This is a genomic window from Paenibacillus sp. RS8 (genome assembly GCF_041956825.1).
Lineage (GTDB): Bacteria > Bacillota > Bacilli > Paenibacillales > Paenibacillaceae > Paenibacillus_AQ.
The window spans coordinates 2187976-2209362 of the sequence record NZ_CP168131.1; the positions used below are offsets into that span (position 1 = coordinate 2187976).

General features: G+C 44.5%; 23 protein-coding genes. 20 read left to right on the forward strand and 3 right to left on the reverse strand.

What is annotated here, in order from left to right:
* Position 1: 1 nt before the first annotated feature.
* Positions 2 to 886 carry a CHAD domain-containing protein gene (locus ACDZ28_RS11195; protein ID WP_375104695.1) on the reverse strand — a complete coding sequence of 295 codons (885 nt, stop codon included), beginning with the start codon at positions 884 to 886 and terminating at the stop codon, positions 2 to 4.
* Between the two features lie 178 nt (positions 887 to 1064).
* Here ACDZ28_RS11195 and ACDZ28_RS11200 point away from each other — a divergent pair, with 178 nt between their 5' ends.
* A complete protein-coding gene (locus ACDZ28_RS11200; RefSeq protein ID WP_052414440.1) occupies positions 1065 to 1994 on the forward strand; it encodes a hypothetical protein in 930 nt (309 codons plus the stop codon).
* A 69-nt stretch (positions 1995 to 2063) separates the two neighbouring features.
* Here the strand turns inward: ACDZ28_RS11200 and ACDZ28_RS11205 are convergent, their stop codons facing one another.
* On the reverse strand, positions 2064 to 2843 hold the full coding sequence (locus tag ACDZ28_RS11205; RefSeq protein ID WP_375104696.1) for a carbon-nitrogen family hydrolase: 780 nt from the start codon (positions 2841 to 2843) through the stop codon (positions 2064 to 2066).
* 163 nt (positions 2844 to 3006) lie between these two features.
* On the opposite strand from ACDZ28_RS11205, the gene ACDZ28_RS11210 reads away from it, so the two are divergent.
* The 8 genes from ACDZ28_RS11210 to ACDZ28_RS11245 all read left to right on the forward strand — a co-directional run bounded on the left by ACDZ28_RS11210 (position 3007) and on the right by ACDZ28_RS11245 (position 9826).
* The gene (locus ACDZ28_RS11210; RefSeq protein WP_042123853.1) at positions 3007 to 3435 is read left to right on the forward strand and encodes a MarR family winged helix-turn-helix transcriptional regulator; all 429 of its coding nucleotides are present in this window, start codon (positions 3007 to 3009) and stop codon (positions 3433 to 3435) included.
* Positions 3436 to 3471: 36 nt separating this feature from the next.
* Positions 3472 to 4113 carry a nitroreductase family protein gene (locus ACDZ28_RS11215; protein ID WP_042123855.1) on the forward strand — a complete coding sequence of 214 codons (642 nt, stop codon included), beginning with the start codon at positions 3472 to 3474 and terminating at the stop codon, positions 4111 to 4113.
* 27 nt (positions 4114 to 4140) lie between these two features.
* Positions 4141 to 4434: a putative quinol monooxygenase gene (locus tag ACDZ28_RS11220; protein WP_042123857.1), complete on the forward strand. Its 294-nt coding sequence runs from the start codon at positions 4141 to 4143 to the stop codon at positions 4432 to 4434.
* A 173-nt stretch (positions 4435 to 4607) separates the two neighbouring features.
* Positions 4608 to 6176, forward strand: coding sequence for a phosphatidylserine/phosphatidylglycerophosphate/cardiolipin synthase family protein (locus ACDZ28_RS11225; RefSeq protein ID WP_375104697.1), 1569 nt, complete (start codon positions 4608 to 4610; stop codon positions 6174 to 6176).
* Positions 6177 to 6237: 61 nt separating this feature from the next.
* A complete protein-coding gene (locus tag ACDZ28_RS11230) occupies positions 6238 to 6615 on the forward strand; it encodes a hypothetical protein (RefSeq protein ID WP_375104698.1) in 378 nt (125 codons plus the stop codon).
* A gap of 73 nt (positions 6616 to 6688) precedes the next feature.
* Positions 6689 to 7015: a metalloregulator ArsR/SmtB family transcription factor gene (locus ACDZ28_RS11235; protein ID WP_042123860.1), complete on the forward strand. Its 327-nt coding sequence runs from the start codon at positions 6689 to 6691 to the stop codon at positions 7013 to 7015.
* A gap of 99 nt (positions 7016 to 7114) precedes the next feature.
* Entirely contained in the window at positions 7115 to 8893 is a 1779-nt protein-coding gene (locus ACDZ28_RS11240; RefSeq protein WP_375104699.1) for a SulP family inorganic anion transporter, read from the forward strand.
* A 231-nt stretch (positions 8894 to 9124) separates the two neighbouring features.
* A complete protein-coding gene (locus ACDZ28_RS11245; RefSeq protein WP_042123862.1) occupies positions 9125 to 9826 on the forward strand; it encodes a DUF1361 domain-containing protein in 702 nt (233 codons plus the stop codon).
* Here ACDZ28_RS11245 and ACDZ28_RS11250 read toward each other — a convergent pair.
* The gene (locus tag ACDZ28_RS11250) at positions 9823 to 10140 is read right to left on the reverse strand and encodes an MGMT family protein (protein WP_042123868.1); all 318 of its coding nucleotides are present in this window, start codon (positions 10138 to 10140) and stop codon (positions 9823 to 9825) included. The two genes, ACDZ28_RS11245 and ACDZ28_RS11250, sit on opposite strands and share 4 nt — an antisense overlap.
* A gap of 223 nt (positions 10141 to 10363) precedes the next feature.
* Here ACDZ28_RS11250 and ACDZ28_RS11255 point away from each other — a divergent pair, with 223 nt between their 5' ends.
* The 11 genes from ACDZ28_RS11255 (at position 10364) to galU (ending at position 21204) form a co-directional block, all read left to right on the forward strand.
* Positions 10364 to 11914: a spore germination protein gene (locus ACDZ28_RS11255; RefSeq protein ID WP_156114710.1), complete on the forward strand. Its 1551-nt coding sequence runs from the start codon at positions 10364 to 10366 to the stop codon at positions 11912 to 11914.
* Complete coding sequence (locus tag ACDZ28_RS11260; RefSeq protein ID WP_375104700.1) at positions 11911 to 13065, forward strand: Ger(x)C family spore germination protein; 1155 nt, start codon at positions 11911 to 11913, stop codon at positions 13063 to 13065. Before ACDZ28_RS11255 ends, ACDZ28_RS11260 begins: the two co-directional genes overlap by 4 nt.
* Positions 13066 to 13073: 8 nt before the next feature.
* On the forward strand, positions 13074 to 13277 hold the full coding sequence (locus tag ACDZ28_RS11265) for a hypothetical protein (RefSeq protein WP_042123872.1): 204 nt from the start codon (positions 13074 to 13076) through the stop codon (positions 13275 to 13277).
* A gap of 25 nt (positions 13278 to 13302) precedes the next feature.
* Positions 13303 to 14409 (forward strand): endospore germination permease, encoded by a 1107-nt coding sequence (locus tag ACDZ28_RS11270; protein ID WP_375104701.1) that lies wholly within the window; start codon positions 13303 to 13305, stop codon positions 14407 to 14409.
* A 124-nt stretch (positions 14410 to 14533) separates the two neighbouring features.
* The gene (locus tag ACDZ28_RS11275; protein WP_042123874.1) at positions 14534 to 15160 is read left to right on the forward strand and encodes a hypothetical protein; all 627 of its coding nucleotides are present in this window, start codon (positions 14534 to 14536) and stop codon (positions 15158 to 15160) included.
* A gap of 19 nt (positions 15161 to 15179) precedes the next feature.
* On the forward strand, positions 15180 to 15476 hold the full coding sequence (locus tag ACDZ28_RS11280; protein ID WP_042123875.1) for an antibiotic biosynthesis monooxygenase: 297 nt from the start codon (positions 15180 to 15182) through the stop codon (positions 15474 to 15476).
* Between the two features lie 14 nt (positions 15477 to 15490).
* Positions 15491 to 16309 carry a phosphotransferase family protein gene (locus tag ACDZ28_RS11285; RefSeq protein WP_042123877.1) on the forward strand — a complete coding sequence of 273 codons (819 nt, stop codon included), beginning with the start codon at positions 15491 to 15493 and terminating at the stop codon, positions 16307 to 16309.
* Positions 16310 to 16334: 25 nt separating this feature from the next.
* Entirely contained in the window at positions 16335 to 16880 is a 546-nt protein-coding gene (locus tag ACDZ28_RS11290) for a DUF1697 domain-containing protein (RefSeq protein ID WP_375104702.1), read from the forward strand.
* 206 nt (positions 16881 to 17086) lie between these two features.
* Positions 17087 to 19213: a glycosyltransferase family 39 protein gene (locus tag ACDZ28_RS11295; RefSeq protein WP_375104703.1), complete on the forward strand. Its 2127-nt coding sequence runs from the start codon at positions 17087 to 17089 to the stop codon at positions 19211 to 19213.
* A 78-nt stretch (positions 19214 to 19291) separates the two neighbouring features.
* The gene (locus tag ACDZ28_RS11300; protein WP_339289047.1) at positions 19292 to 20269 is read left to right on the forward strand and encodes a glycosyltransferase family 2 protein; all 978 of its coding nucleotides are present in this window, start codon (positions 19292 to 19294) and stop codon (positions 20267 to 20269) included.
* 23 nt (positions 20270 to 20292) lie between these two features.
* Entirely contained in the window at positions 20293 to 21204 is a 912-nt protein-coding gene (galU, locus tag ACDZ28_RS11305) for a UTP--glucose-1-phosphate uridylyltransferase GalU (RefSeq protein ID WP_375104704.1), read from the forward strand.
* Positions 21205 to 21387 lie beyond the last annotated feature (183 nt).

Genomic DNA, 21387 nt, shown 5'->3' on the forward strand with positions numbered 1-21387 from the left:
GTTATTTCGTCTGAAGTGTAACAGGCACGATATCATTTTGGTGTAACGCATCGAGTACTTCGGTTTTTAATTGTTCAGTAAAGGTATTCCATGTTTTTTTGCCGACATTCAGCTCTTCTCGCCCAATAGCATGTAGTGTTTCCAGCCAAAGGCGTTTATCGTTTATCAGCCCGAGCTGATCTTGGATCTGCTTATATATTTCCTCATGGGCATGAAATTTTTGATTTAACGCAAAAGAGGCTGCACTAGCGGTATATCGCAGTTCCTTAGCAGCCATCCTCAGCTCATGCAGTGAGTCGAAGGCTGCTTCTGATTCGGCATCTTGTCCACGAAATATAGCCTTGCAAGCTTTTTTCTTCTGCTCGTAAGCTACCTCAAGTTCGCGCATGACAACGTTAGCATCTTTTTTCGCTACCAGGGCCTCAAGCTGTTCACTTAGGAAAGCTTTCCACTTATCATCCAGATCTTCATTGATTAGCTTAGGCAGCTCATCGGCCAGCTTCTTACGATAAGTTTTGCGCTTGTCCTTTTGGTGGTCGATCACAGCCTTCAACAGTTCTGCTGTCTTTGTATCGCCGTTTTCCTTGGCGTGTTTACGTTTAGTCTTGAACGATTCAATCAGAACATCTGCATCTCTGACCTTGCCTAATCTCTTTTGGGCTTTTTCAAATATGGGGTATAGCCCTAGAGTATGACCAGGGTCGAGAATGGAAAGCAGTGTTAACAGCTTACGGCAGTTCACTCTTGCTTGGTGAATGTCCTCGTCATCGAATTTGCTAATTGCATCATGGCAGTAATCCCAGAAATCAATATACAGCAGGTTAAGTGCCTGTTCCCATTGTCTTGTCTTGGTTAACTGTCGTTCCTTCATCACTTCCACTGTCATGCGGCATCACTCCTTAACGTTGTGTATAGCATGAACCTAAGGCTACCCCCTATTCGAGCTGGGGCATGTTCGTATACTATAAGGATAGCGTTATCATAACCTCATTTCAATTCTGATTTCGCACTAGCGAGGCAGATCGATTACAATATCACGGATAATACGGGAAAGAGGGGAATCGGTGGATACTCGGGAGTACGATGCAATGATCAATGGATCTATTAATAGAATTAAGGAAGCTATCGGACTTCCTGCAGAAATGGGACTCTTCCAGCATTTGATCTTAAAGGATAATAGTAAAAAGGTAGAAGAAGCGGGGGCCGGGGAGCTGTTGATCCCGTTCGCCTTTGAAGAGACCCTTTGCAGGGATGTTGGAGCGGGTCTCGTTCCTCCTAGCCTGCACCTATGGAGCCATTCTGGAGGTGTTGCGCTTGGACTACGGGACAGCAAGCTTCCGTACGCTGCCCAAGCGATGGCTAAGTTGGAGCAGCAAGGAATTCGTACAGCGGTAAGACATTCCGGTGGTGCTGCGGTGCCTCTGGATGATGGAATTGTTAATGTTTCGTTAGTGCTACCCAAAGGACGCGGAAAGCTGGATTTTCATGATGACTTTAGGCTTCTGGCTTCTCTGATCACTGAGGCAGTTGCTATGAGTCATCCACAGGCTGCGGCTCAAATAAAGGCTGGTGAGATTGTTGGTTCTTATTGCCCGGGGGACTTCGATTTGGCGATTAATGGGCGGAAATTTTGCGGCATTGCTCAGCGCAGACAAAATAATGCTTATTTCGTACATGCATTTGTAGTGGTTTCGGGTTCGGGACAGGAACGCGGTGAACTCATTCATAAATTCTATGAGCATGCCTCTGGAGGAGACTCGGCATTATCTTATCCGCGGGTTCGTCCAGAGACGATCGCTGGGCTTGGTGAACTAGGTGGGCCGAATACTACTGAAGTATTTGCCGAAGGGATTAGACAAGCATTAGCTGCCCGTGGAGTGTTGCTTAAATCCTCTGACAGGCTACAGCAGGAGACAGGATATTTCTTGGACTACGAGGATCCGCGTGTTCTGGATGCTGCGCGAGTCCTGCGTGAACGTTATGCCCAAGGATAAATGGATATTGAGCATCGTAAAAAAGGACGTAACAGAATCTGGCGAGAGGCCAGCTTCTGTTGCGTCCTTTTATTCATATAAATCCGGACGTCTGTCTGCAAAAATCGGGATTTGTGATCGGATTTCACGCACCTTATGTAATGCGATATCCCCCGTTAGGATTTCTTCCCCTTCAGAAGCCTCACCTAAAATATCTCCCCAAGGATCGATTATCATAGAATGCCCAGCAAAGGTATTGTTAGGATCGCTTCCAGCACGGTTGCAGGCTACTACATAACATTGGTTCTCGATCGCTCGGCTGATGAGTAACGCACGCCAATGGGATAGCCTGGATAATGGCCACTCTGCACTAACAAACAAGATTTCTGCGCCTTGCGCGGTATGGGCACGAACCCATTCTGGAAATCGGATATCATAACAGATTAATCCGGCACATAAGGTGCCCTCCATAGAGAAGAGTCCTTTGGCTTCTCCTGGCTGCAGATACAGATGCTCATCCATTAGCTGGAACAAATGCAGCTTACTGTATTCACCAACGAGTTCCCCAGCTCGATTAAATATAAACATCCGATTAGTTACCCCGGAAGCATTCCTGCTAGCGACTGAACCAGCAACGATATTGATATTGTATTGTTTAGCTAAGCTGGAGATGAATTCTTTGGTTATTGCTCCGTCTAGATCGCCAATTTCATCTAGCCGGGTTAGGTCATAGCCGGTGGTCCAAAGCTCAGGGAGAATAAGACAGTCGGGCGATGCAGCAGCAGCTTCACTAATTTTATTTGCTACAGTAGCATAATTCATAGCAGGATTGCCAAATGCTATATCCGTCTGAATCAGGGAGATTCTCATAGGATACCTCCTTTTTGTTCAAGACTATAGCACCTTAAGGGGATAAGCAATATTGATTTTTAAAAAATGATTTGATATATTAGTTGACGGGTCAATGATTATCAGTTAATATAATTTTATGCAAAACAATTGTATGCAATTAAATTTATAAAGGAGGTATATTTTGACGGAGCACTTTCCTGAGGAAGACCGCATATTTGAACTGCTGCAGGCATTAAACAAGGGAATCTGTCCGAAATTCGAACGATGTGCTGGGATCAGTCCCACACGGCTTCGCCTCCTGCATGAACTGTTCCAGGTAGATGAAGTCAGCCAAATTACTCTGCAAAAGGGCATGGATATAGATGCGGCCGCCGTTACTCGGCACTTGAAAGGGATGGAAGAGAGCGGTACGATCACTCGCCGCAACAACCCAGCAGATAACAGGGTTACATTGGTCTCATTAACGGATCAAGGGCGGGAAAGAATGATTCAATATAGCGAAGAGAAGAGACGATTTGTCGCTACTCTGCTTACTGGATTTAACGATCAGGAGCGAACAGTGCTCATAGATATGCTTAATCGTCTGCAATCTAATATCAATTTGTTATAACAACACCAAATACAAACTCAAAGGAGATATACACATATGAACGCTACACAAACACAAACCAATGATTTTAAAGAAATTATTACGGGTCGCCGCTCTATCCGCAAATATGATCCATCCGTTAAGATCAGCAAAGAAGAGATGACACAAATTCTTACGGAAGCAACCCTTGCACCTTCTTCAGTAAATATGCAACCTTGGCGGTTTCTTGTCATTGAAAGTGACGAAGCTAAAGCTACTTTAGCTCCTCTTGCTCGCTTTAATGGCGTACAAGTTGAAACCTCTGCAGCTATGATTGCCATCTTCGGTGATTTGAACAATTTCGATTATGCTGAGGAGATTTATGGTACAGCTGTTGAACGTGGACTAATGCCTGCTGAAGTAAAAGAAAACCAATTGACTAGATTGTCCGCTCACTTTGCTACCTTGCCACGTGAAGTTAACAAAGACACTGTGCTTATCGACGGCGCTCTTGTTGCGATGCAGTTGATGCTGGTTGCCCGTGCACATGGTTACGATACAAACCCAATTGGTGGCTACGAGAAAGATCAAATCGCAGAAGCGTTTGGCATGGAAAAAGATCGTTATGTTCCTGTAATGTTACTTTCCATTGGTAAGGCTGTTGATGCAGGTTATGCATCGGTCCGTTTGCCTATCGATAAGATTGCTGAGTGGAAATAATAGGTTAGACCTTAGGAGGAAAATACAATGATCATTATTCATGCTGTGCTTAAAGTAAATCCGGAACGTCGCGAACAGTTCTTGGCGGAGTCCAAAACACTGCTCACTGCTACTCATGCTGAAGAGGGAAATCTCTCTTATGAACTGTATGAAAATGCCGGAGAAGCAAATTCATTTATTATGGTGGAGACATGGCGCGACGCTGAAGCCGTATCCAGCCACAATACAAGTCCACATTTTACCGCGTTCTCAGCTAAAGCAGCTGAATTCTTGGCTGCGCCGCTCGACGTTAAGGTATTTAGCGCAGAGCAAGTGAAATAAGTTATCTCGATTCTTAGTGAATCCTGGTTAATCTTAAACAGGGATGTTCCAAAGCCACATTGGCTGCGGGGCATCTCTGTTTTTTATGTTCCCCGTTTATAAGGAGGAGTTCAAGGGTATCTATCCTTACCTTGATACATGCGCACTCACAATAAAGATAGGGGATCTTACATATGGAAATACAGAAAAATATGATCGATATCTTGAACTATTATTTATCAGGCGGTTCACTTGTCCGTATGTTTGGCAAAGCAGGAGAAGAGGCGGAGCGTTGGCTAAAGGAGATCAACTTGGAGGCAGCCAAAGCATACCGTCAGTCCATTGGCGGAGTCATCACGGAGAGTCAGCAGCTATTTCGGGTTCCTGGATTTAGCCCAAGATTGCTGGGGCAACTTACTGAAGCATTAGGCAGATTAGATTCAGACAAGCTAAAAGTTCTGGCCCCACAAACCACATGGAATAATCGAGTAGATCCTTACGTGAACGGACCCGAGTGCCTTGGGATGATATTGGAAGAAATGAAGAAGGCACAGCATTATATTCACCTGTCCGTGATGCTCTTCTTTAATGACCGTTCAGGCAATCTGGTTGCAGATGAATTATTTCAAGCTCTAAAACGGGGGGTGAAGGTACGGATCATGGTCAACTACAGGCTGACAGCTTTAGGATATGAGAATAATCTGGCGCTCGGTCAATTCTCTAAAATTTCTGAAAGGCTCGAGAATGCAGGAGCTAAGCTGCTAGATACCTTCAATTCGTATTATACAGCCGTAGAATGGCGTGTGAAGCGGAAGGTTCTGGAACAGCAAGGCGTACCGGAAAGTATCCTGTTCTTACAGGATAAAGTGCAAGAGGATGTAGAGATCACAGGACTGAATGTCATTGATCATCGGAAGTTTATGGTCATTGATGGGGTGACCTCTATTATTGGCAGCCTGAATATTGGCGATCAGTACACATACGTGACACCTGTTCAGGTTTCATCTGCGGTCAGTATAGAAGGACATCTACAGGGAATTCCTAGTAAAAAAGAGGAGTGGCATGATGGATGCTTCCGGATTTGTGGCGCGGCGGCGCAGACTCTGAATGTTATGTTTCATTCCCGTTGGCTGCTATTGGGCGGCGATCCTTTTGACGTAGAGGATGCCTTCTACCATCCGGATGTGAATTATCATTTTGGAGAGGAAGAATGTACGCTGTTTGCAAGTTTTCCGGGCAACCCAGTTAACTTCATTCAGCAATATTACTTAGATTTAATTACCTATGCGACTGAGGAGACGGTGATTGTAAATCCTTATTTGATTGATCAAGAGTTTTGGGATCGGCTAGGGGAGCTAGGGCCAGACTGTTCCAGTCATCTGAGCATTTGCAATCCGCTGAAGGTTAATGATCATCCTACCAATTATGCGGCGGTACGAGGCAATATGTATAAGCCGTTTATCAATGGGGTTTCCTTTTATGATTACAGCTTCACAGGTCGGTTTTCACATTGGAAAATAACCTATGACCATAGATCACAGGCTGTATTTCATGGCTCCTATAACATCAATGAGAGAAGCGCCTGCCATGATTTCGAGCTGGGAATGCTGGTGAAAGGAGAGGCTTTCGCAGAGCGGATAAAGTCTATGATTGATTATGATCTAGGCGTTTCACGAAAGATTACAAAGAAAAGTGAGTTCTTTAAGCATCCTTGGCTGCATCCTAGTACTTATCTGAACAAGGTTACTCAGAATTACACTTGATAATATCGGTTCGTTGTCATGTATAATGATCGTTATAAATGATCAAGGTGGAATAAAAGCTATGAAAATCAAAATTACAAAGAGTAGCTTGAAAAAGGATGAGGTATTTTTTCGCACAGAGTTTGGTGAGGGTAGGGGGATCTGGTGCGGTGCTCCTATGGGGCCAGATACGGAAACGGATGTGGAATTCGAGCTTTCGGAGCTGCTCATGAGATGGGTGGATATTCTACCTGTACCTGCTACTGAATTCGACATCAGATTAGAGGGAGATAAAGTTGTTTTTACCGGTGTGCTGGAGAATATTGAAGAGGACGGAACTGGATTTTTGCGATTAGGTGAAAGTCTAGTAATGTTCGAGTGTCTCGGTGAGCCTATGGCGCTTGGTGTCTTTGTAGAAGTGCAGGTCCGTGATGTGCGCATCTACCCCTTGAGTATTTGACGCTTATCAGGGACTAAGATAACATACAAAGATAACACTAGATTTAGAAGTAAGTTATGAGGAGTAGAAGTCTATGAACACCGAAATTCAGCAATTTAAGACCGAATTCTTCAAGGCGCTGGCTCATCCGATGCGTATTCGTATCCTGGAACTGCTCAGCGAAGGTGAGAAGAATGTGAATGAGCTGCAAGCGATTCTAGGATCAGAAGGCTCTGCTGTATCTCAGCAGTTAGCTGTTTTACGCGCCAAGAATGTAGTAGCCAGTGTAAAAGAAGGCACCACAGTGATTTATTCGCTACGTGATCCACTGATTAAAGATCTTCTGGTCGTAGCTAAACAAATATTTGATAACCATCTGGTGAATACCATTTCATTGCTTGAGGGTATGCGCGGAGAATAAATGAATAACATTATTTTGGCGTTGACAACAGTCGCGTCCTAGAGTAATGTTTTTCTTATATTCAAATAATCAGATATTCAAAGAAAAGAAGGTTTGATCATGACAGGGTGGGGCCGGTATAAAGGCTACAACATGAATGCTTTTCGCAAGGATTTGATTTCGGGGACAATCGTCGGTGTTATTGCCATTCCTTTGGGGATGGCATTTGCTATTGCTTCCGGTGTTAAACCGGAGTATGGCATTTACACGACGATCGTTGCCGGCATATGTATTTCATTGTTCGGAGGATCAAAATTTCAAATTGGCGGGCCGACAGGTGCTTTCATCCCTATCTTATTTGCCATTGCGATGGAGTATGGCTATGAGAACCTGCTTATCGCAGGGATGATGGCAGGGGTTATATTAGTCCTCATGGGATTATTAAAGCTGGGAGTACTGATTAAGTTTATTCCGAGGCCAGTAACGATTGGTTTCACAGCGGGAATAGCGGTCATTATCTTTACCGGACAGATTGCTAATTTCCTTGGATTAAGGGATATAGAACGGCATGAGCGCTTTGTAGATAACATGAAAGAAATAGGGCTTCATCTATCGACGGTGAATGGGTATAGTATTCTGACCGCTGTGATTTGTCTTGCCGTGGTCATCCTAGCAATTCGATTCGCTCCAAAGGTGCCTGGATCATTGGTAGGTCTTCTGTGCGCGACTGTGATTGCTGCGTTATTCTTTAGCGGCAAAGTGACTACGATTGGCTCTGCTTACGGGGACATTCCGAATACCTTACCGAGCTTTCGATTTCCGGACATTACTTGGGAACGGATTACCCTGCTAATTCGTCCGGCATTTATCATTGCAATGTTAGGCGCTATAGAGTCATTGTTATCCGCTGTTGTAGCGGATGGAATGACAGGCAGCCGCCATAATAGCAACCGTGAGCTAATCGGTCAGGGGATCGCGAATATTGCTGCTCCATTGTTCGGAGGCATACCGGCAACAGGAGCAATTGCTAGAACAGCGACGAACATCAAGAGTGGCGCTGTTTCTCCGATCTCAGGGATCGTTCACGGTGTGGTAGTGTTTCTAATTCTCCTGTTGTTCGCACCCTATGCTTCGAGTATTCCTTTAGCTGCGATGGCACCTATCTTAATGGTAGTAGCTTGGAATATGAGTGAGCGCAAAGAGTTCCTTCATTTGCTTAAGATCAAGACCGGCGATTCCTTGGTATTATTCATCACTTTCTTGTTAACAATTTTTGCGGATTTAACGTTGGCTGTAGAGGTGGGATTAATTCTTGCAGTCATTCTGTTTGTGAAACGAATGGGAGAGGTTCATTTGGTGGCCAAAGTACTGCCTGATCCGAATTCCGTTAAGGTAGAAGCACATATGGTCACGGAGAGTCATGATTGTCCGCAAATTGGTATTTACACGGTGGAGGGTCCGCTATTTTTTGGCGCAGCCTATCGATTCGATGATACTATGCCAAGTTATGGCTCAGATCAACCCAGAATTATATTAATGCGTATGGGGAAAGTACCATTCATGGATACCACAGGAGAATCCAATTTGGCAGAACTGGTGCGGCATTTACAAGCTGTTGGAGGGAAACTAATGATCTCCGGCATACAGTCGCAGCCGCTTGAGTTGCTCAAGAGAACTGGACTGTATGACACTATAGGTGAGGCGCAGTTTCATCAGCACACTGGGGAAGCGATTAATGATGCACTTAGCAGTATCGATTACAATAAGTGTATTGGATGTAGCCATGCCGCTTTTAGGGAGTGTACAGCGTTCTCGTGTATGGAAGAGGCGGGAAACCTACGCGGTCTAAAGGGGCGTAAGAAACCTGTAATAGCACCTGAACTAAATGGTGGTCTCTGAGTTAAATAGACAAGAGTCAGCCCGGGCGTTTCTGTGTCCGGGTTTTTCTGTTCAAATATAAGAATTTAAGTTTCACATCATATATTATCCTTATATTTCTCGCTTAAACGCTTATTGTCCTAATAAGGACGACAAAGGCGTTTATGCTTGAGATTGGACTTGAGAATGCCAAATTTGTACAATTGGGTATAAGTTAAATGTAAACTATCTCGATAAGGAGAATATAAGCTCATGAAGGAATTGAATTATCCGAAGGTGTTTATGCTCTTGGCAGGTCTGTCTGTGGCGACATTGGCCGTATATCGTGTAGTGTCACTACAGACGGATTCGTTTTATGCATTTTTAATCTGGAATTTGTTCCTGGCTTGGATTCCGTTCCTGTTCTCTATGGCTGCTTATGAACTGGATAAAAGGAAGATAGGTGGCTTGCTGCTTATTCCCCTAGGCGTCGCTTGGCTGCTGTTCTTTCCGAACGCGCCTTATCTCATGACGGATCTGGTGCATCTGACGATAAGAAAAAGTAGATATATCGTGGATGGCACCATTCAGAATCGGTATTGGTATGACTTGGTAACTCTCTTATTGTTCACTTGGAGCGGTTGGCTAACCGGGTTCTTCTCTTTATACCAGTTCCAGACGGTTGTTTATCGCAAGAGCAGCCTGCTGTTCTCTTGGATATTCGTACTCGCGGCATGTGTGCTTGGGGGATATGGAGTTCTGCTTGGCCGAGTCTACAGGCTGAATAGCTGGGATGTACTGACGGACCGGCATCAGTTGTACCAACTGGTTATGGACAGCTTGAATCGACAATCGGTATTTTTCAGCTTGTTTATTGCGTTTGTATTACTGGTTATCTACGCTACGATGTACTGTTTGCTGAATGGTCTTGGAACCAGTGAAAGAGGAAGGGGCGCTAAGAGCATTCGTGGTTAATCCATAAATTCGGGATCAAATTGGTATTGTTTCAGATCTACCACACCTTTTTCATTAAAAATAATCCCTTCCTCCTGCAAATAAAGCTTCTGGAGGGAGCTGGATTCATCTTCAGTCAAGGAGATCATTCCTTTGGCGTTGATGACCCGATGCCAGGGAAGCTTGTATTTTCTACTCATGGAATGAAGGATCCGAACGACCTGCCTCGCGCCTCTTGGGCTTCCTGCCGCACGTGCTATTCCTCCGTAAGTCATCACCTTACCTTCAGGTATGGATTGTATAATACGTATCACTTGTTCCGTAAATGGTGTCATAGGGAGCTCCTATTTCTTATTTTCATCAAATTATACCAGATGATCACTATAATCATAAACCATCAACAATGTCGCTGCTAAAGCGGCTTTTTTTATTTTCAAAGGATGAAGTTTTCTTTCCCTCGCGTAGGAGTTGATCCCTTTTCAGTATAATTTTGGCGGATAGTATTTAGTGAGACTGGGGATAATTTCTAGGAAACCTATTGTGACAGGAGTGGCTACTTTGGAGAAACAGACGACAGAGAATAACCGCAAAGATTCTCAGCAAAATAAGAAGTCTGGGCAGACTCTAAGTACGTCACTGGATGAAATGATGGACCTGTTTCGGCAAATATTTAAGGACGATGGAACCCTTAGAATCAGAGTGATAAATAATGAGGGCAGTGAAGCTCTTCGCTTCGGGTTAGTTTATGTTGACGGGATGGTTGACAGGGAAATGATCCAGTACGGAGTGATTAAGCCCCTAATGAAATTTGATTTTACGGCAATGGATAGCGGGAATACAGCTGAACTGATGGAAAAAATCCGGACGATGGTTATTAACATTAGCGATGTAGTCTGCTCTACGAGTTTGGATGAGATGGTTAGCGGGGTCGTAGCTGGAAAAACACTATTTCTGATGGATGGCTTTGCGGGTGCGCTAAACATTAGTGCACAGGGGTGGGAAACGAAGGCTATCGCGGAGCCTTTGACGGAAAAAAGCGTCAAGGGTCCAAGAGAAGGTTTTACAGAGTCGCTGCTTGTAAACTTGACTCTCATTCGCCGAAGGGTGCAAAGTCCGGACTTAAAGTTGATTTATGGCCAGGTCGGGGTTCGTTCCAAAACAGAAACATGTATTTGTTATATTGAAGGTTTGGCCTCACCGGATGTTGTGAAAGAGCTGCAGAACCGAATTCAGCAGGTGGACATAGATGTTGTATTGGATACGTCTATTCTTTCGGAGCTTATTCGAGATGAACCCTTTTCACCCTTTGAAATGACGGGAAGCACAGAACGTCCTGATTCTGTAGTGAGCAAAATGATGGAAGGTAGAGTTGCCTTATTAATGGAAGGCAGTCCTTATGCAATGACAGTGCCCTATTTGTTTGTGGAGAATTTTCAGGCTAGTGCTGATTATTATATTAACTATTACTTTGGTTCATTTAACCGAATGATAAGGGTACTTGGGGCCTTTTTGTCTATTAGTATTCCTGCTTTGTATGTAGCGTTGGTTACCTATAGTCAGGAAATGCTGCCTACTATGTTGTTGCTCAGTATTTCAACGTCGAGAGTAGCCGTTCCTTTTCCGACTGTGGTGGAGGTCTTGTTCATGCTAACGATATTTGAAATTCTGCGAGAGGCAGGAGAACGAATACCGACCTACATTGGTCAGGCGATTAGCATCGTAGGTGCGCTTGTACTGGGTCAGGCGGCTGTAGAAGCGAGAATCGTCAGCGCTCCTATGATTATTGTAGTAGGTCTAACGGGAATTATGGCTTTGCTCAACCCTAGATTGACGGGACCTCTAATCGTGGTAAGGTCACTTTTGCTGTTCGCAACCTTTTTTCTAGGATTGTACGGGTATTTTCTGGGTGTGATCGGACTAGTGATTCATTTGATGAGTTTACGTTCCTTTGGGGTCCAGTACATGCTTGGAATAGGCTCTATTCATCCGCAAGACATTAAGGATACAGCTATAAGGGCGCCGTGGTGGCATATGTATCTACGTCCGGCGATGATTGGGGCACGTAATCGAAAGAGAAAAGCGACAAATAAAGCAAGGAATCGGTCATGAGAAAAATGAAAAGAGGATTGCTAGCTTGTATATCGCTATTATTTCTGATCAGTATCTTAGGCTGTTGGGATTACGCCGAGATTGAAGATAGGGCAGTTGTAGCAGGCATTGGCATCGATAAAGATTCTGACGGTAAGCTGTTAGCGACGGTCGAAATCGTGGATACGAAAGAGGGGATGAAATCTAGTCAAGCGGGTTATAAGATGGTTAGTCTTTCAGGTAAAACGATGTTTGATATTGTACGAAGCATGATTTCAATAACGGGAAAGAAACTATTTTGGAGCCATTCCAAGGCGATCATTCTCAGTGAGGAGGTAGCAAAGGAAGGGGCTGTAAAAGTGATTGATTGGTATAACAGAGATACAGAAACTCGGTCGGATGTTTACGTGTTTGTGTCTAAAGGGAAGAAGGCTCAGGAAGTAATCAATTTAAACAGCTCAACAGAGACTATTATGTCATATGGTCTTGCGCAGCAGATGGCGATTGAAAAAAATGTGAGTACGGCTCCGGTTGTGGAGATTTGGGACTTTATCGAAAAGCTGGAGACACCCGGGGATTGTGCTATAGCTCCTCTTGTATATATTCATGAAAAAAACGGTCAGAAGAATCCACGTGTTAGTGGAACAGCTATATTCAAAATGGACAAAATGATTGGCAAGCTAAGCGGTGATGAGACCAAGTACATGTTGTTTGTTAAAGATGATATTAAGGGAGGGGTGTTAACCGTGAATAATGAAGAGGGAACCCCCGACTTTACACTTGAGATTTTCTCTAATGAAACAAAGATAAAGCCTGTTTGGGTCAACGGTAAGCTCCAATTACAGATTCAAACGATCACACATACCGGGCTTGATGAGGTGATGACTACTGAAGGATTTACGAGTCTAAATAGTAAGAACGTTATAGAAAAGCGTGCTGCAAAGGAATTAGAGGAGAATATGCGCTCTGTAATTAAGAGGGTGCAGTCGGATTATCATACCGATATTTTTGGATTTGGGGAGAAAATCCATGAGAATATGCCTAAGACCTGGTCCGAGCTAGATAAAGATTGGGAACGGGAATTCTCTGATCTAGATGTGGTTGTAAATTCAACAATAATTATTGAGAGCAGTGCTCAAAACTCAAGATCTATCCAGATCCATCAAGAGTAGGTGATTAATTGGCTGTTATCGTTGTGCTGATCTACTTTTTTGTTGTACTGTTGGACCCTTACGGATTGTTAAAGCAAGGGATGAAACGTGATTTTTATGTGTGTAGTACACTGTGTCTGTTTTCATTCTGTATTGCTTTTGCATTGGCCATGAAATGGCAGCTTCCTAGTCCTTCGCCTTTAATTGTAAGCTGGATCAGCAAGTTATTCTAGTTACAAGCCAAGAGGAGATTTAAGCATGAAAAAAGAGATCATACCCACAGGGCATTCTATAAGTATTGTTGTTCTATTTATTATTGGGACCTCACTATTCATGGGACTGCCGGGAAAATCGGGCAACAGTAGCTGGATTGCTCTGCTTATGGCCATATCGCTAACGGTTCCCCTGCTGTTTATGTACGCCAGATTTCATGTGCTTTTTCCGGGTAAGGATCTATTTGATCTATTGATCACGGTATTTGGGTCTATCTTCGGGAGAGTAGTTTCCTGTGCGTATATATGGTATGCGCTGCATATGGGGGCGCTCGTCCTAAGGAATTTTGGGGAATTTAGTAAAACGGTTGCCTTGACAGAGACGCCTATGATTGCACCCATGTTATGCATGGCACTGTTATGTATTTGGGTGGTTAAGGCAGGAATTGAGGTGATTGGGAGATGTGCTAAGCTATTTCTACTGCTTCTTTTGGCTGAGGTTTTTTTTATTGAAATCTTAGCGATCCCCAAGCTCAAGTATCACTATTTGAAGCCTTTTCTTGATACTGGATGGTCACCGGTATTTGCAGATGCATGGGGAACATTTACCTTTCCATTTGCTGAAATTGTTCTTTTTATGGGAGTATTCAGTCATTTGCCGGCAAAAGAATCAGCCAAAAAGATTCTGCTAAGCGGATTGTTGATTTCTGGTGGGGTGATTTTGCTCGTTTCTCTGCGGAATTTACTGATTCTCAATCCTGATATTGTTCAAAGCTTATACTTCCCCTCTTATGTAGCGGTTAGTCGGATTAATATAGGGGATTTTTTGACTCGAATGGAGGCATCCTCCGCAGTTGGATTTGTAATCACGATATTTATAAAGGCCAGCATATGTTTATATGTGGCTAGTGTTGGAGTTGCTAAGTTATTCAAATTGAAGAGTTACCGATCCGTTGTGCTTCAGCTGGGATTGATTGTGGTTTATTTCTCTCAATTTATCTTCAAGGATATTATGGAGATGCAACATTTTGCCTATACAATTTATCCTATATATGCACTTCCATTTCAGGTGATTATTCCACTGGTATTGTGGATTTGTGCTGAAATTATGGTTAATAGAAATAAACATAAGCAGGTAGCTACACAGCAATAGAACTACGTTCGACCATTCCTGATCTCTTGATGAGATTAGGAATTCTTTGATTTCTAAACTGTACCTAAGTTAGCTATAATGATAGATACATAGAATGGTTGTTTTAGAAGAGAGGGAAACAGGTATGAACGTCAGCAACATCATTATGTCCTCTTATTGGGGTAGAGAGGTTAGACATAAATATATCACGCAAGGCTCAAAGACATTGGCTGTTATTTTTCCAGGTAAAAATTACTCGACTGAACGCCCTCTGCTAGATTATGCGGCCAAAGCAGCTCGGGAACATCATTGCGATGTCTTGCTGCTTGAGTATGGCTACCAGAGTGCGAGAGTAGGATTTAAGCGCGATGAAATGATTATTCTCATTCAGGAGTGTAAGGCGGCCATTGCATCGCTTCCTGACTACAAGAACTTTCTATTTATCAGCAAAAGTGTGGGGGCGGTCATCGCAGGGAGAATTGCAGAAGAGCTGGAAATACAGAAAAAGACGTCCCATCTATTTATAACACCATTACCTGAGGCGATTCCTCTGATTCAGCAAAGTCGCGGGACTGTAATTTATGGCGGGGGCGATCCTTTATTCAGTGAGCAGCATTCCGGTGAAATTAGTAGACTTCATCATTTAAAAGTGTATAGAATCGATGATGCTAATCATAGTCTTGAGGTAGATCAGGTCAACGAGTCACTGGCCATTCTGCTTGTTATTATTAATTTTTATCATGAATTTTTCCGCGATGCATTAAGTACATAATCTTGGGAGGATGCTGAACATGATTTTGGAAGCTGCGATGCTACAAGTGAAGCCTGGTTTGACTTCTGATTTTGAAAAGAGCTTCAAGGAGGCATCAAGCTTAATTTCTTCAATAGAAGGCTACATGGGGCATGAACTGCAACAGTGCTTGGAGGATGATCATAAGTATTTGCTTCTTGTGAAGTGGAGAACGCTTGAAGATCACACCATAGGATTCAGAGAATCGAGCCAGTATCAGGAATGGAAGGCGCTACTTCACCATTACTACGATCCATTTCCGGTAGTTGAACACTTTACCCGTATTAATCTGGACTAAATGGAGGAACTCGAGTGAAGGCGAAGCTTGTCGGGAAAGGTAGAACAGCTGAGATCTGGCAGCATGAGGATCAGAAGATTCTAAAGTTGTACCTAGAGGATGTTTCAGAGCAGAATATTAGCCGAGAATATAAGATCAGCCAGTTTGTGCACTCGCAGGGCGTCCGGACGCCACAGCCATTTGAACTCATTTCTGAACAATCAAGACAAGGTATTGTATTTCAACAAATTAAAGGTCCCTCCCTGCTAAAGGTGATGGGTGAGAAGCCTTGGAAAGTTAGTATGTATGCCAGAATGATGGCTAGGCTTCACTATGATTTGCATAAGCTTGAAATTACTGAGGAGATCGGACAGCAGAAGGATATGTTGAAGTGGAATATCATGGGGGCTCCAATGCTTAGTGAAGATGAGAAGTCAATCATTCTGAGCTATCTGGAGAAGCTACCACAAGGAACTCATTTATGCCATGGTGATTTCCATCCTGACAATGTGCTTATGGACGATCAGCTCTGGGTAATCGACTGGATGACAGGAGTGGTGGGAGAACCGGCGGCCGATGCTGCTCGATCCGTAGTGATGTTCAGTATGGGAGCTATGCCCCCTGGTGCCTCTGCCTTATCGAGAATGATGATAGGTTTTATTAGAAAGAAATTAACCAAGGGATACATTCGGGAGTATCTCCATTTATCAGGATGTACTTATGAGGACATAGACCGCTGGATTCTGCCTATCGCTGCCGCGCGTCTGGTGGAAGGACTTCCGCCACCGGAGAAGGAGCTAATAGTAAAAGAAGTTCGTAAACGTCTACAAGCCATAATCGAGGTCCCAAGCTGATCATGATAAGAAACGGAGTGTGCTCATGACTACCTATATTGCATTGCTGCGTGGCATTAATGTCGGCGGCAACAAAATCATTAAGATGCAGGATCTGAAGACAATGTTGCAATCCCTTAGCTTTCACAATGTACGGACGTATATTCAGAGTGGAAATGTAATATTTGAAAGTGATGAGGAATCGGAGAGCTTTCTTAGCGGAGTTATTGAACGTCAGATTCATATGGTGTTTGGTTTTGAAGTCTCTGTTATAATTCGTACACTGGCTGAGATGGAGAAAGTACTCGCAAACAATCCTTTTCAGCTATCCGAGCCAGAGGCGTTCAAGAAATGGTATGTCTCCTTTTTACCGGCTGAGCCTTCAGTCGAGGCGCTTGATAAGCTGCGTATTTATGAGGATGGACCAGATAAAGTGCGTTTTGTCGGCAGAGAGATGTACATGTTATATGAGGTCAGTGTGAGCCAATCGCCGCTTTTCAAGGTTCCTTTTGACAAAATATTGGGTATGACGCTTACAGCACGTAATTGGAATACGGTGAATAAGCTCATTACTATGGGCAGGATGGAATAGTCTATTTCTGATTGCGATTTGAACAGAAAGGCGCCACAGTTGTGGGGCTTTTTTTTGCGTTCCGGGAGCTTTATTTATTCAGCAAACATTCAGCGTGCACTCATTGAGAGTTAAGGTAAGGGTGAAATAATACACCTACGGAAAGATTGAGCCGGGAACACAGAACTGCCGGTATATAGATGATCAAAGGATAGGAGTGGATGGAGATGAGTGGGGTCAAAAAAATCAGTTCGGATCTTATACTGTGGCTCATTTTATTACTTGCTGCTTTTTTGTACGGTTATGGGGTTTGGAATGACCATTATGTGAATACATACTACACCACCGCGGTGGGAAGTATGCTGCAGAATTTTCATAATTTCTTCTTCGCTTCACTGGACTCTGCGGGTTCAGTAACGGTGGATAAACCACCGGTTACCTTTTGGATTCAGACGCTTAGCGCACTCATTTTCGGGCTGCATGGCTGGAGTGTGATTCTGCCTCAAGCCCTTGGGGGCGTTGGTTCTGTATTACTAGTATATCTGCTAGTAAAGCCTACCTTCGGTAGAGCGGCAGCACGTATAGCAGCATTAGTCATGGCGACTACTCCGGTAGCAGCAGCTGTCAGCCGGACAAACAATATTGATGCATTGCTAGTGTTTACACTGCTGCTCGCGGCATGGTTTCTATTCAAAGGAACGAAGAGCAACAAGATGGGCAGTCTTCTCACCGCATTTGCATTAATCGGTGTTGGGTTTAATGAGAAGATGCTGCAGGCATACATGGTTCTACCGGCTTTTTATCTCTTCTATGTCTTGGCTGCCAAAGTGAACTGGAAGAGGAAGACGGGGGTGTTGGCGGCCTCCACAGCAATATTGCTTGTAGTCTCCTTATCCTGGGCAGTGATTGTGGATTCGATTCCCGCCAGCAAACGGCCTTATATCGGCAGTAGCGGCACGAATTCAGTGTTGAATCTTGCCTTTGGTTATAATGGCGTTGCCCGATTGACAGGGGATCGCGGGACAGGCGGCGGAGGTGGGATGCCTCCTATGAACGGGGGCGAGATGCCGAATATGAATGGTGAAATGCCAAACATGAATGGCGAGATGCCCGCCATGAATGGGGCAGGCGGTAATAATGGCACGGATGGTGGACGTGGAGCATTTTCGGGTCAGCAAGGCACAAATTCGCCTACGAATAGCCAGACTGGCGAGGATGATGGAGGCTCACCAGGTCAACCTCCTAGTGGATCAGACAATCAAGGTCGGCAATTCGGAGGCGACGACGGCGGCGGGCGAGGAGATCGCGGCGGCATGAGTGGCGGTGGAGGCGGGATGTTCAATACGGGAACAGCAGGCCCGCTGCGACTGTTCCAATCAGAGCTGTCAGGACAGGCTAGCTGGCTGCTACCTTTCGTATTGCTTGGTTGCATTGGATTATTTGCCAATCTGCGGAGAAGGAACTTTACCCAAGCTCATAAGGAAGTGATCTTCTGGTTAGCATGGCTGGTGCCCGTTATGGGATTTTTCAGTATCGCAGGTTTCTTCCATCAATATTATCTGGTGATGATGGCTCCGCCAATTGCTGCGCTAGTTGGTGCAGGATGGTCAAAGCTGTGGACGCTATATCGCGAGCACTCTGGTTGGCTGTCTTGGCTATTGCCCGCTGCAACACTGGTTACAGCAGGTTTCGAGTGGTACATTGTTCATCCTTATGACGATACAATTGGCAGTGGCTGGTCCATTGGTATTTTAGCTGCAGGCATAGTGGTTTCACTGGTGCTGTTAGTTCTTAAAGGCAAGAAGAAGTCCTTTATTTATGCGACAGGCATAACAGCCGTATTAGTATTGTTAATTGGGCCGCTCTACTGGGCAGCTACTCCAATTACTTATGGCTTGAACAGTCAAACCCCTGAGGCAGGCCCGAGCAGTAGTGAGGGTAAAGGGGGGATGGGCGGCAACTCAAGCAATTTTGGACGTAATAGCGCCACAAGTGCGAATGAGAGTCTGTTGTCCTATTTGGAGGAAAACAATACGGGTGAGCCTTATCTTTTTGCTACCTTAGATTATGGTACAGCAGCTCCGTATATCGTTGATAAGGGTGCTTCAGTCGTAATTCTGAATGGATTTTCTAACTCAGACACCGTATATACCCAAGATAGCTTAAAGGCCTTTGTAGAGAGTGGAAAGGTAAAATACTTCCTGATCAATAGCGGTGGTATGGGTGGTGGACGCGGGGGGAACTCCGAGTTGACGACTTGGATCACGGAGAATGGTACAGAAGTTCCAACAGCTGATTGGGCAGGTAACGATGCAGGAAACAGCGGGACATTATACAAAGTCACTTTAAATTAGGCGAATGTTCATAATATGAGGCGTGTTATGAGATGAATCTAACACGCTTCATTATTCAAATTTAAGGAGGAGCTGCTCATGAGTACCAACGTGCGCTATTCCATTGTTATACCGATGTTTAACGAAGAGGCGGTTATTCAGGAGACTTATCGCCGGATCAAAAAAGTAATGGGTTTGACGGGTGAAGTGTATGAGCTGATCTTTGTGAATGACGGCAGCACAGACAATTGTGCCCAGATGATTGAGGAATACAGTTACTGGGATGAAAGTGTGAAGCTGATCGATTTATCGCGTAACTTTGGGCATCAGATCGCTATTACAGCTGGGATGGATTATGCCCTAGGGGATGCAGTCGTCATTATTGATGCCGATTTGCAAGATCCGCCGGAACTGATTCTGGACATGATTGCGGAATGGAAGCAGGGTTATGAAGTTGTATATGCCAAAAGGATCAAGCGAAATGGAGAATCCTTGTTCAAAAAGTGGACGGCCAGCCTCTTTTATAGAGTGCTTCGTTATTCAACTGACATTTCTATCCCTGTGGATACGGGGGATTTTCGTCTCATAGATCGTAAAGTATGTGAAGAGCTCAAACGTCTGCCAGAGAAGAATCGATTCGTTCGCGGCCTGGTCAGCTGGGTCGGTTTCCGTCAAAAAGCTATTGAATATGAGCGTGATGAACGACTGGCTGGAGAGACAAAATATCCATTGAAGCGCATGATCAAGCTCTCTATGGATGGAATTACTTCCTTCTCTTATAAGCCGCTGAAGCTGGCAGGATATCTTGGCGCATTGCTGTCGGCTTCTGGTTTTCTATATCTGATGTACGTGCTTTATCTGGTGATTTTTACGGACTCAGCCGTTAAGGGCTGGGCATCCATGATTGGGATTACACTAACCTTTAATGGGTTTGTACTCATTATGTTAGGGATTCTGGGTGAGTATGTCGGCCGGATTTATGATGAGACAAAGGGACGTCCGCTCTATATTGTCCAAGAGTTCTATGGGGGTAAGGAGCAGCAGAGCGTTCGCGAGCAGCAAGCCATTCATCGTTAATAACTGCAAGGGAGGGATTCATCGTGAAGATTAGAAAAGCGGTTATTCCCGCCGCGGGCTTAGGCACTCGATTCTTGCCTGCAACTAAGGCTCAGCCAAAGGAAATGCTGCCCATAGTGGATAAACCGGCGATACAATATATCGTAGAAGAAGCTGTTCGATCCGGCATTGAGAGCATCATTATCGTGACGGGCCGCAACAAAAAGTCGATTGAAGATCATTTCGATAAATCAGTGGAACTGGAACAGACGCTTTTGGAAAAAGGAAAAGAGGAGCTGCTTCGTGAAGTCCAAGCGATTAGCGAACTGGCCAGCATTCATTACATTCGGCAAAAAGAGCCGCTAGGACTAGGTCACGCTATCCTTTGTGCGGAACAGTTCATTGGAGATGAGCCTTTCGCTGTTCTGCTCGGTGACGATATCATGGTCTCGGAGGACCCGGCGCTACTGCAAATGATGAGACTGTATGAACATGAGGAGAAGACCATCGTCGGTGTTCAGCAGGTGCCTCGGCAGGAGGTTCATAAATACGGGATTATTTCATCTAGCGGTTCTTTACAAGGCGTTCACGAAGTAAAAGGCTTAGTAGAAAAACCCTCCCCAGAAACTGCACCTTCAGAGAATGCGATTATGGGGCGTTATATTTTGGAGCCTTCGATATTTTCGGTGCTGGCTAAGCTTGAGCGTGGGGCAGGCGGCGAATATCAGCTGACAGATGCTTTGCACGAGGTATGTCGTAATGAAGGTCTGCTGGCGTTGGATTTAATCGGACAACGTTATGATATCGGCGATAAATTTGGCTATATTCAGGCTACTCTGGAGGTCGGTTTGATGCGTGAGGAGCTGCGTCCATTGCTAGTTCCGTATTTGCAGAAGCTGGCGGCTACTCTGAGGGAAAGTGAAGAAGTGGGGGCGTTACCTTGGGGTACACGCTAGGGATTGAAGGAAACTGTTCCAAACGACCAGAACATCGTTATTCAGCGGTGAGATTAGGTTGGTTTGGGGCAGTTTTTTTGCGTGACGCGTAAAGAGAGTGAGCAGATAAGTGTACTTTATACAATTAAAAAGTGTATCATTCGGCTATGTATCGACTTAGTTGCACTTGATACACTTATTTCT

What these genes read in the sequence shown, in the direction of transcription:
- ACDZ28_RS11230 (WP_375104698.1), top strand. Translation starts at nt 6,238, where the DNA reads ATGAAAATCAAAATTACAAAGAGTAGCTTGAAAAAGGATGAGGTATTT.
- ACDZ28_RS11235 (WP_042123860.1), top strand. Translation starts at nt 6,689, where the DNA reads ATGAACACCGAAATTCAGCAATTTAAGACCGAATTCTTCAAGGCGCTG.
- ACDZ28_RS11245 (WP_042123862.1), top strand. Translation starts at nt 9,125, where the DNA reads ATGAAGGAATTGAATTATCCGAAGGTGTTTATGCTCTTGGCAGGTCTG.
- ACDZ28_RS11205 (WP_375104696.1), bottom strand. Translation starts at nt 2,843, where the DNA reads ATGAGAATCTCCCTGATTCAGACGGATATAGCATTTGGCAATCCTGCT.
- ACDZ28_RS11290 (WP_375104702.1), top strand. Translation starts at nt 16,335, where the DNA reads ATGACTACCTATATTGCATTGCTGCGTGGCATTAATGTCGGCGGCAAC.
- ACDZ28_RS11280 (WP_042123875.1), top strand. Translation starts at nt 15,180, where the DNA reads ATGATTTTGGAAGCTGCGATGCTACAAGTGAAGCCTGGTTTGACTTCT.
- ACDZ28_RS11300 (WP_339289047.1), top strand. Translation starts at nt 19,292, where the DNA reads ATGAGTACCAACGTGCGCTATTCCATTGTTATACCGATGTTTAACGAA.
- ACDZ28_RS11275 (WP_042123874.1), top strand. Translation starts at nt 14,534, where the DNA reads ATGAACGTCAGCAACATCATTATGTCCTCTTATTGGGGTAGAGAGGTT.
- ACDZ28_RS11220 (WP_042123857.1), top strand. Translation starts at nt 4,141, where the DNA reads ATGATCATTATTCATGCTGTGCTTAAAGTAAATCCGGAACGTCGCGAA.
- ACDZ28_RS11225 (WP_375104697.1), top strand. Translation starts at nt 4,608, where the DNA reads ATGGAAATACAGAAAAATATGATCGATATCTTGAACTATTATTTATCA.
- ACDZ28_RS11250 (WP_042123868.1), bottom strand. Translation starts at nt 10,140, where the DNA reads ATGACACCATTTACGGAACAAGTGATACGTATTATACAATCCATACCT.
- ACDZ28_RS11215 (WP_042123855.1), top strand. Translation starts at nt 3,472, where the DNA reads ATGAACGCTACACAAACACAAACCAATGATTTTAAAGAAATTATTACG.
- ACDZ28_RS11270 (WP_375104701.1), top strand. Translation starts at nt 13,303, where the DNA reads ATGAAAAAAGAGATCATACCCACAGGGCATTCTATAAGTATTGTTGTT.
- ACDZ28_RS11240 (WP_375104699.1), top strand. Translation starts at nt 7,115, where the DNA reads ATGACAGGGTGGGGCCGGTATAAAGGCTACAACATGAATGCTTTTCGC.
- ACDZ28_RS11195 (WP_375104695.1), bottom strand. Translation starts at nt 886, where the DNA reads ATGACAGTGGAAGTGATGAAGGAACGACAGTTAACCAAGACAAGACAA.
- ACDZ28_RS11260 (WP_375104700.1), top strand. Translation starts at nt 11,911, where the DNA reads ATGAGAAAAATGAAAAGAGGATTGCTAGCTTGTATATCGCTATTATTT.
- ACDZ28_RS11295 (WP_375104703.1), top strand. Translation starts at nt 17,087, where the DNA reads ATGAGTGGGGTCAAAAAAATCAGTTCGGATCTTATACTGTGGCTCATT.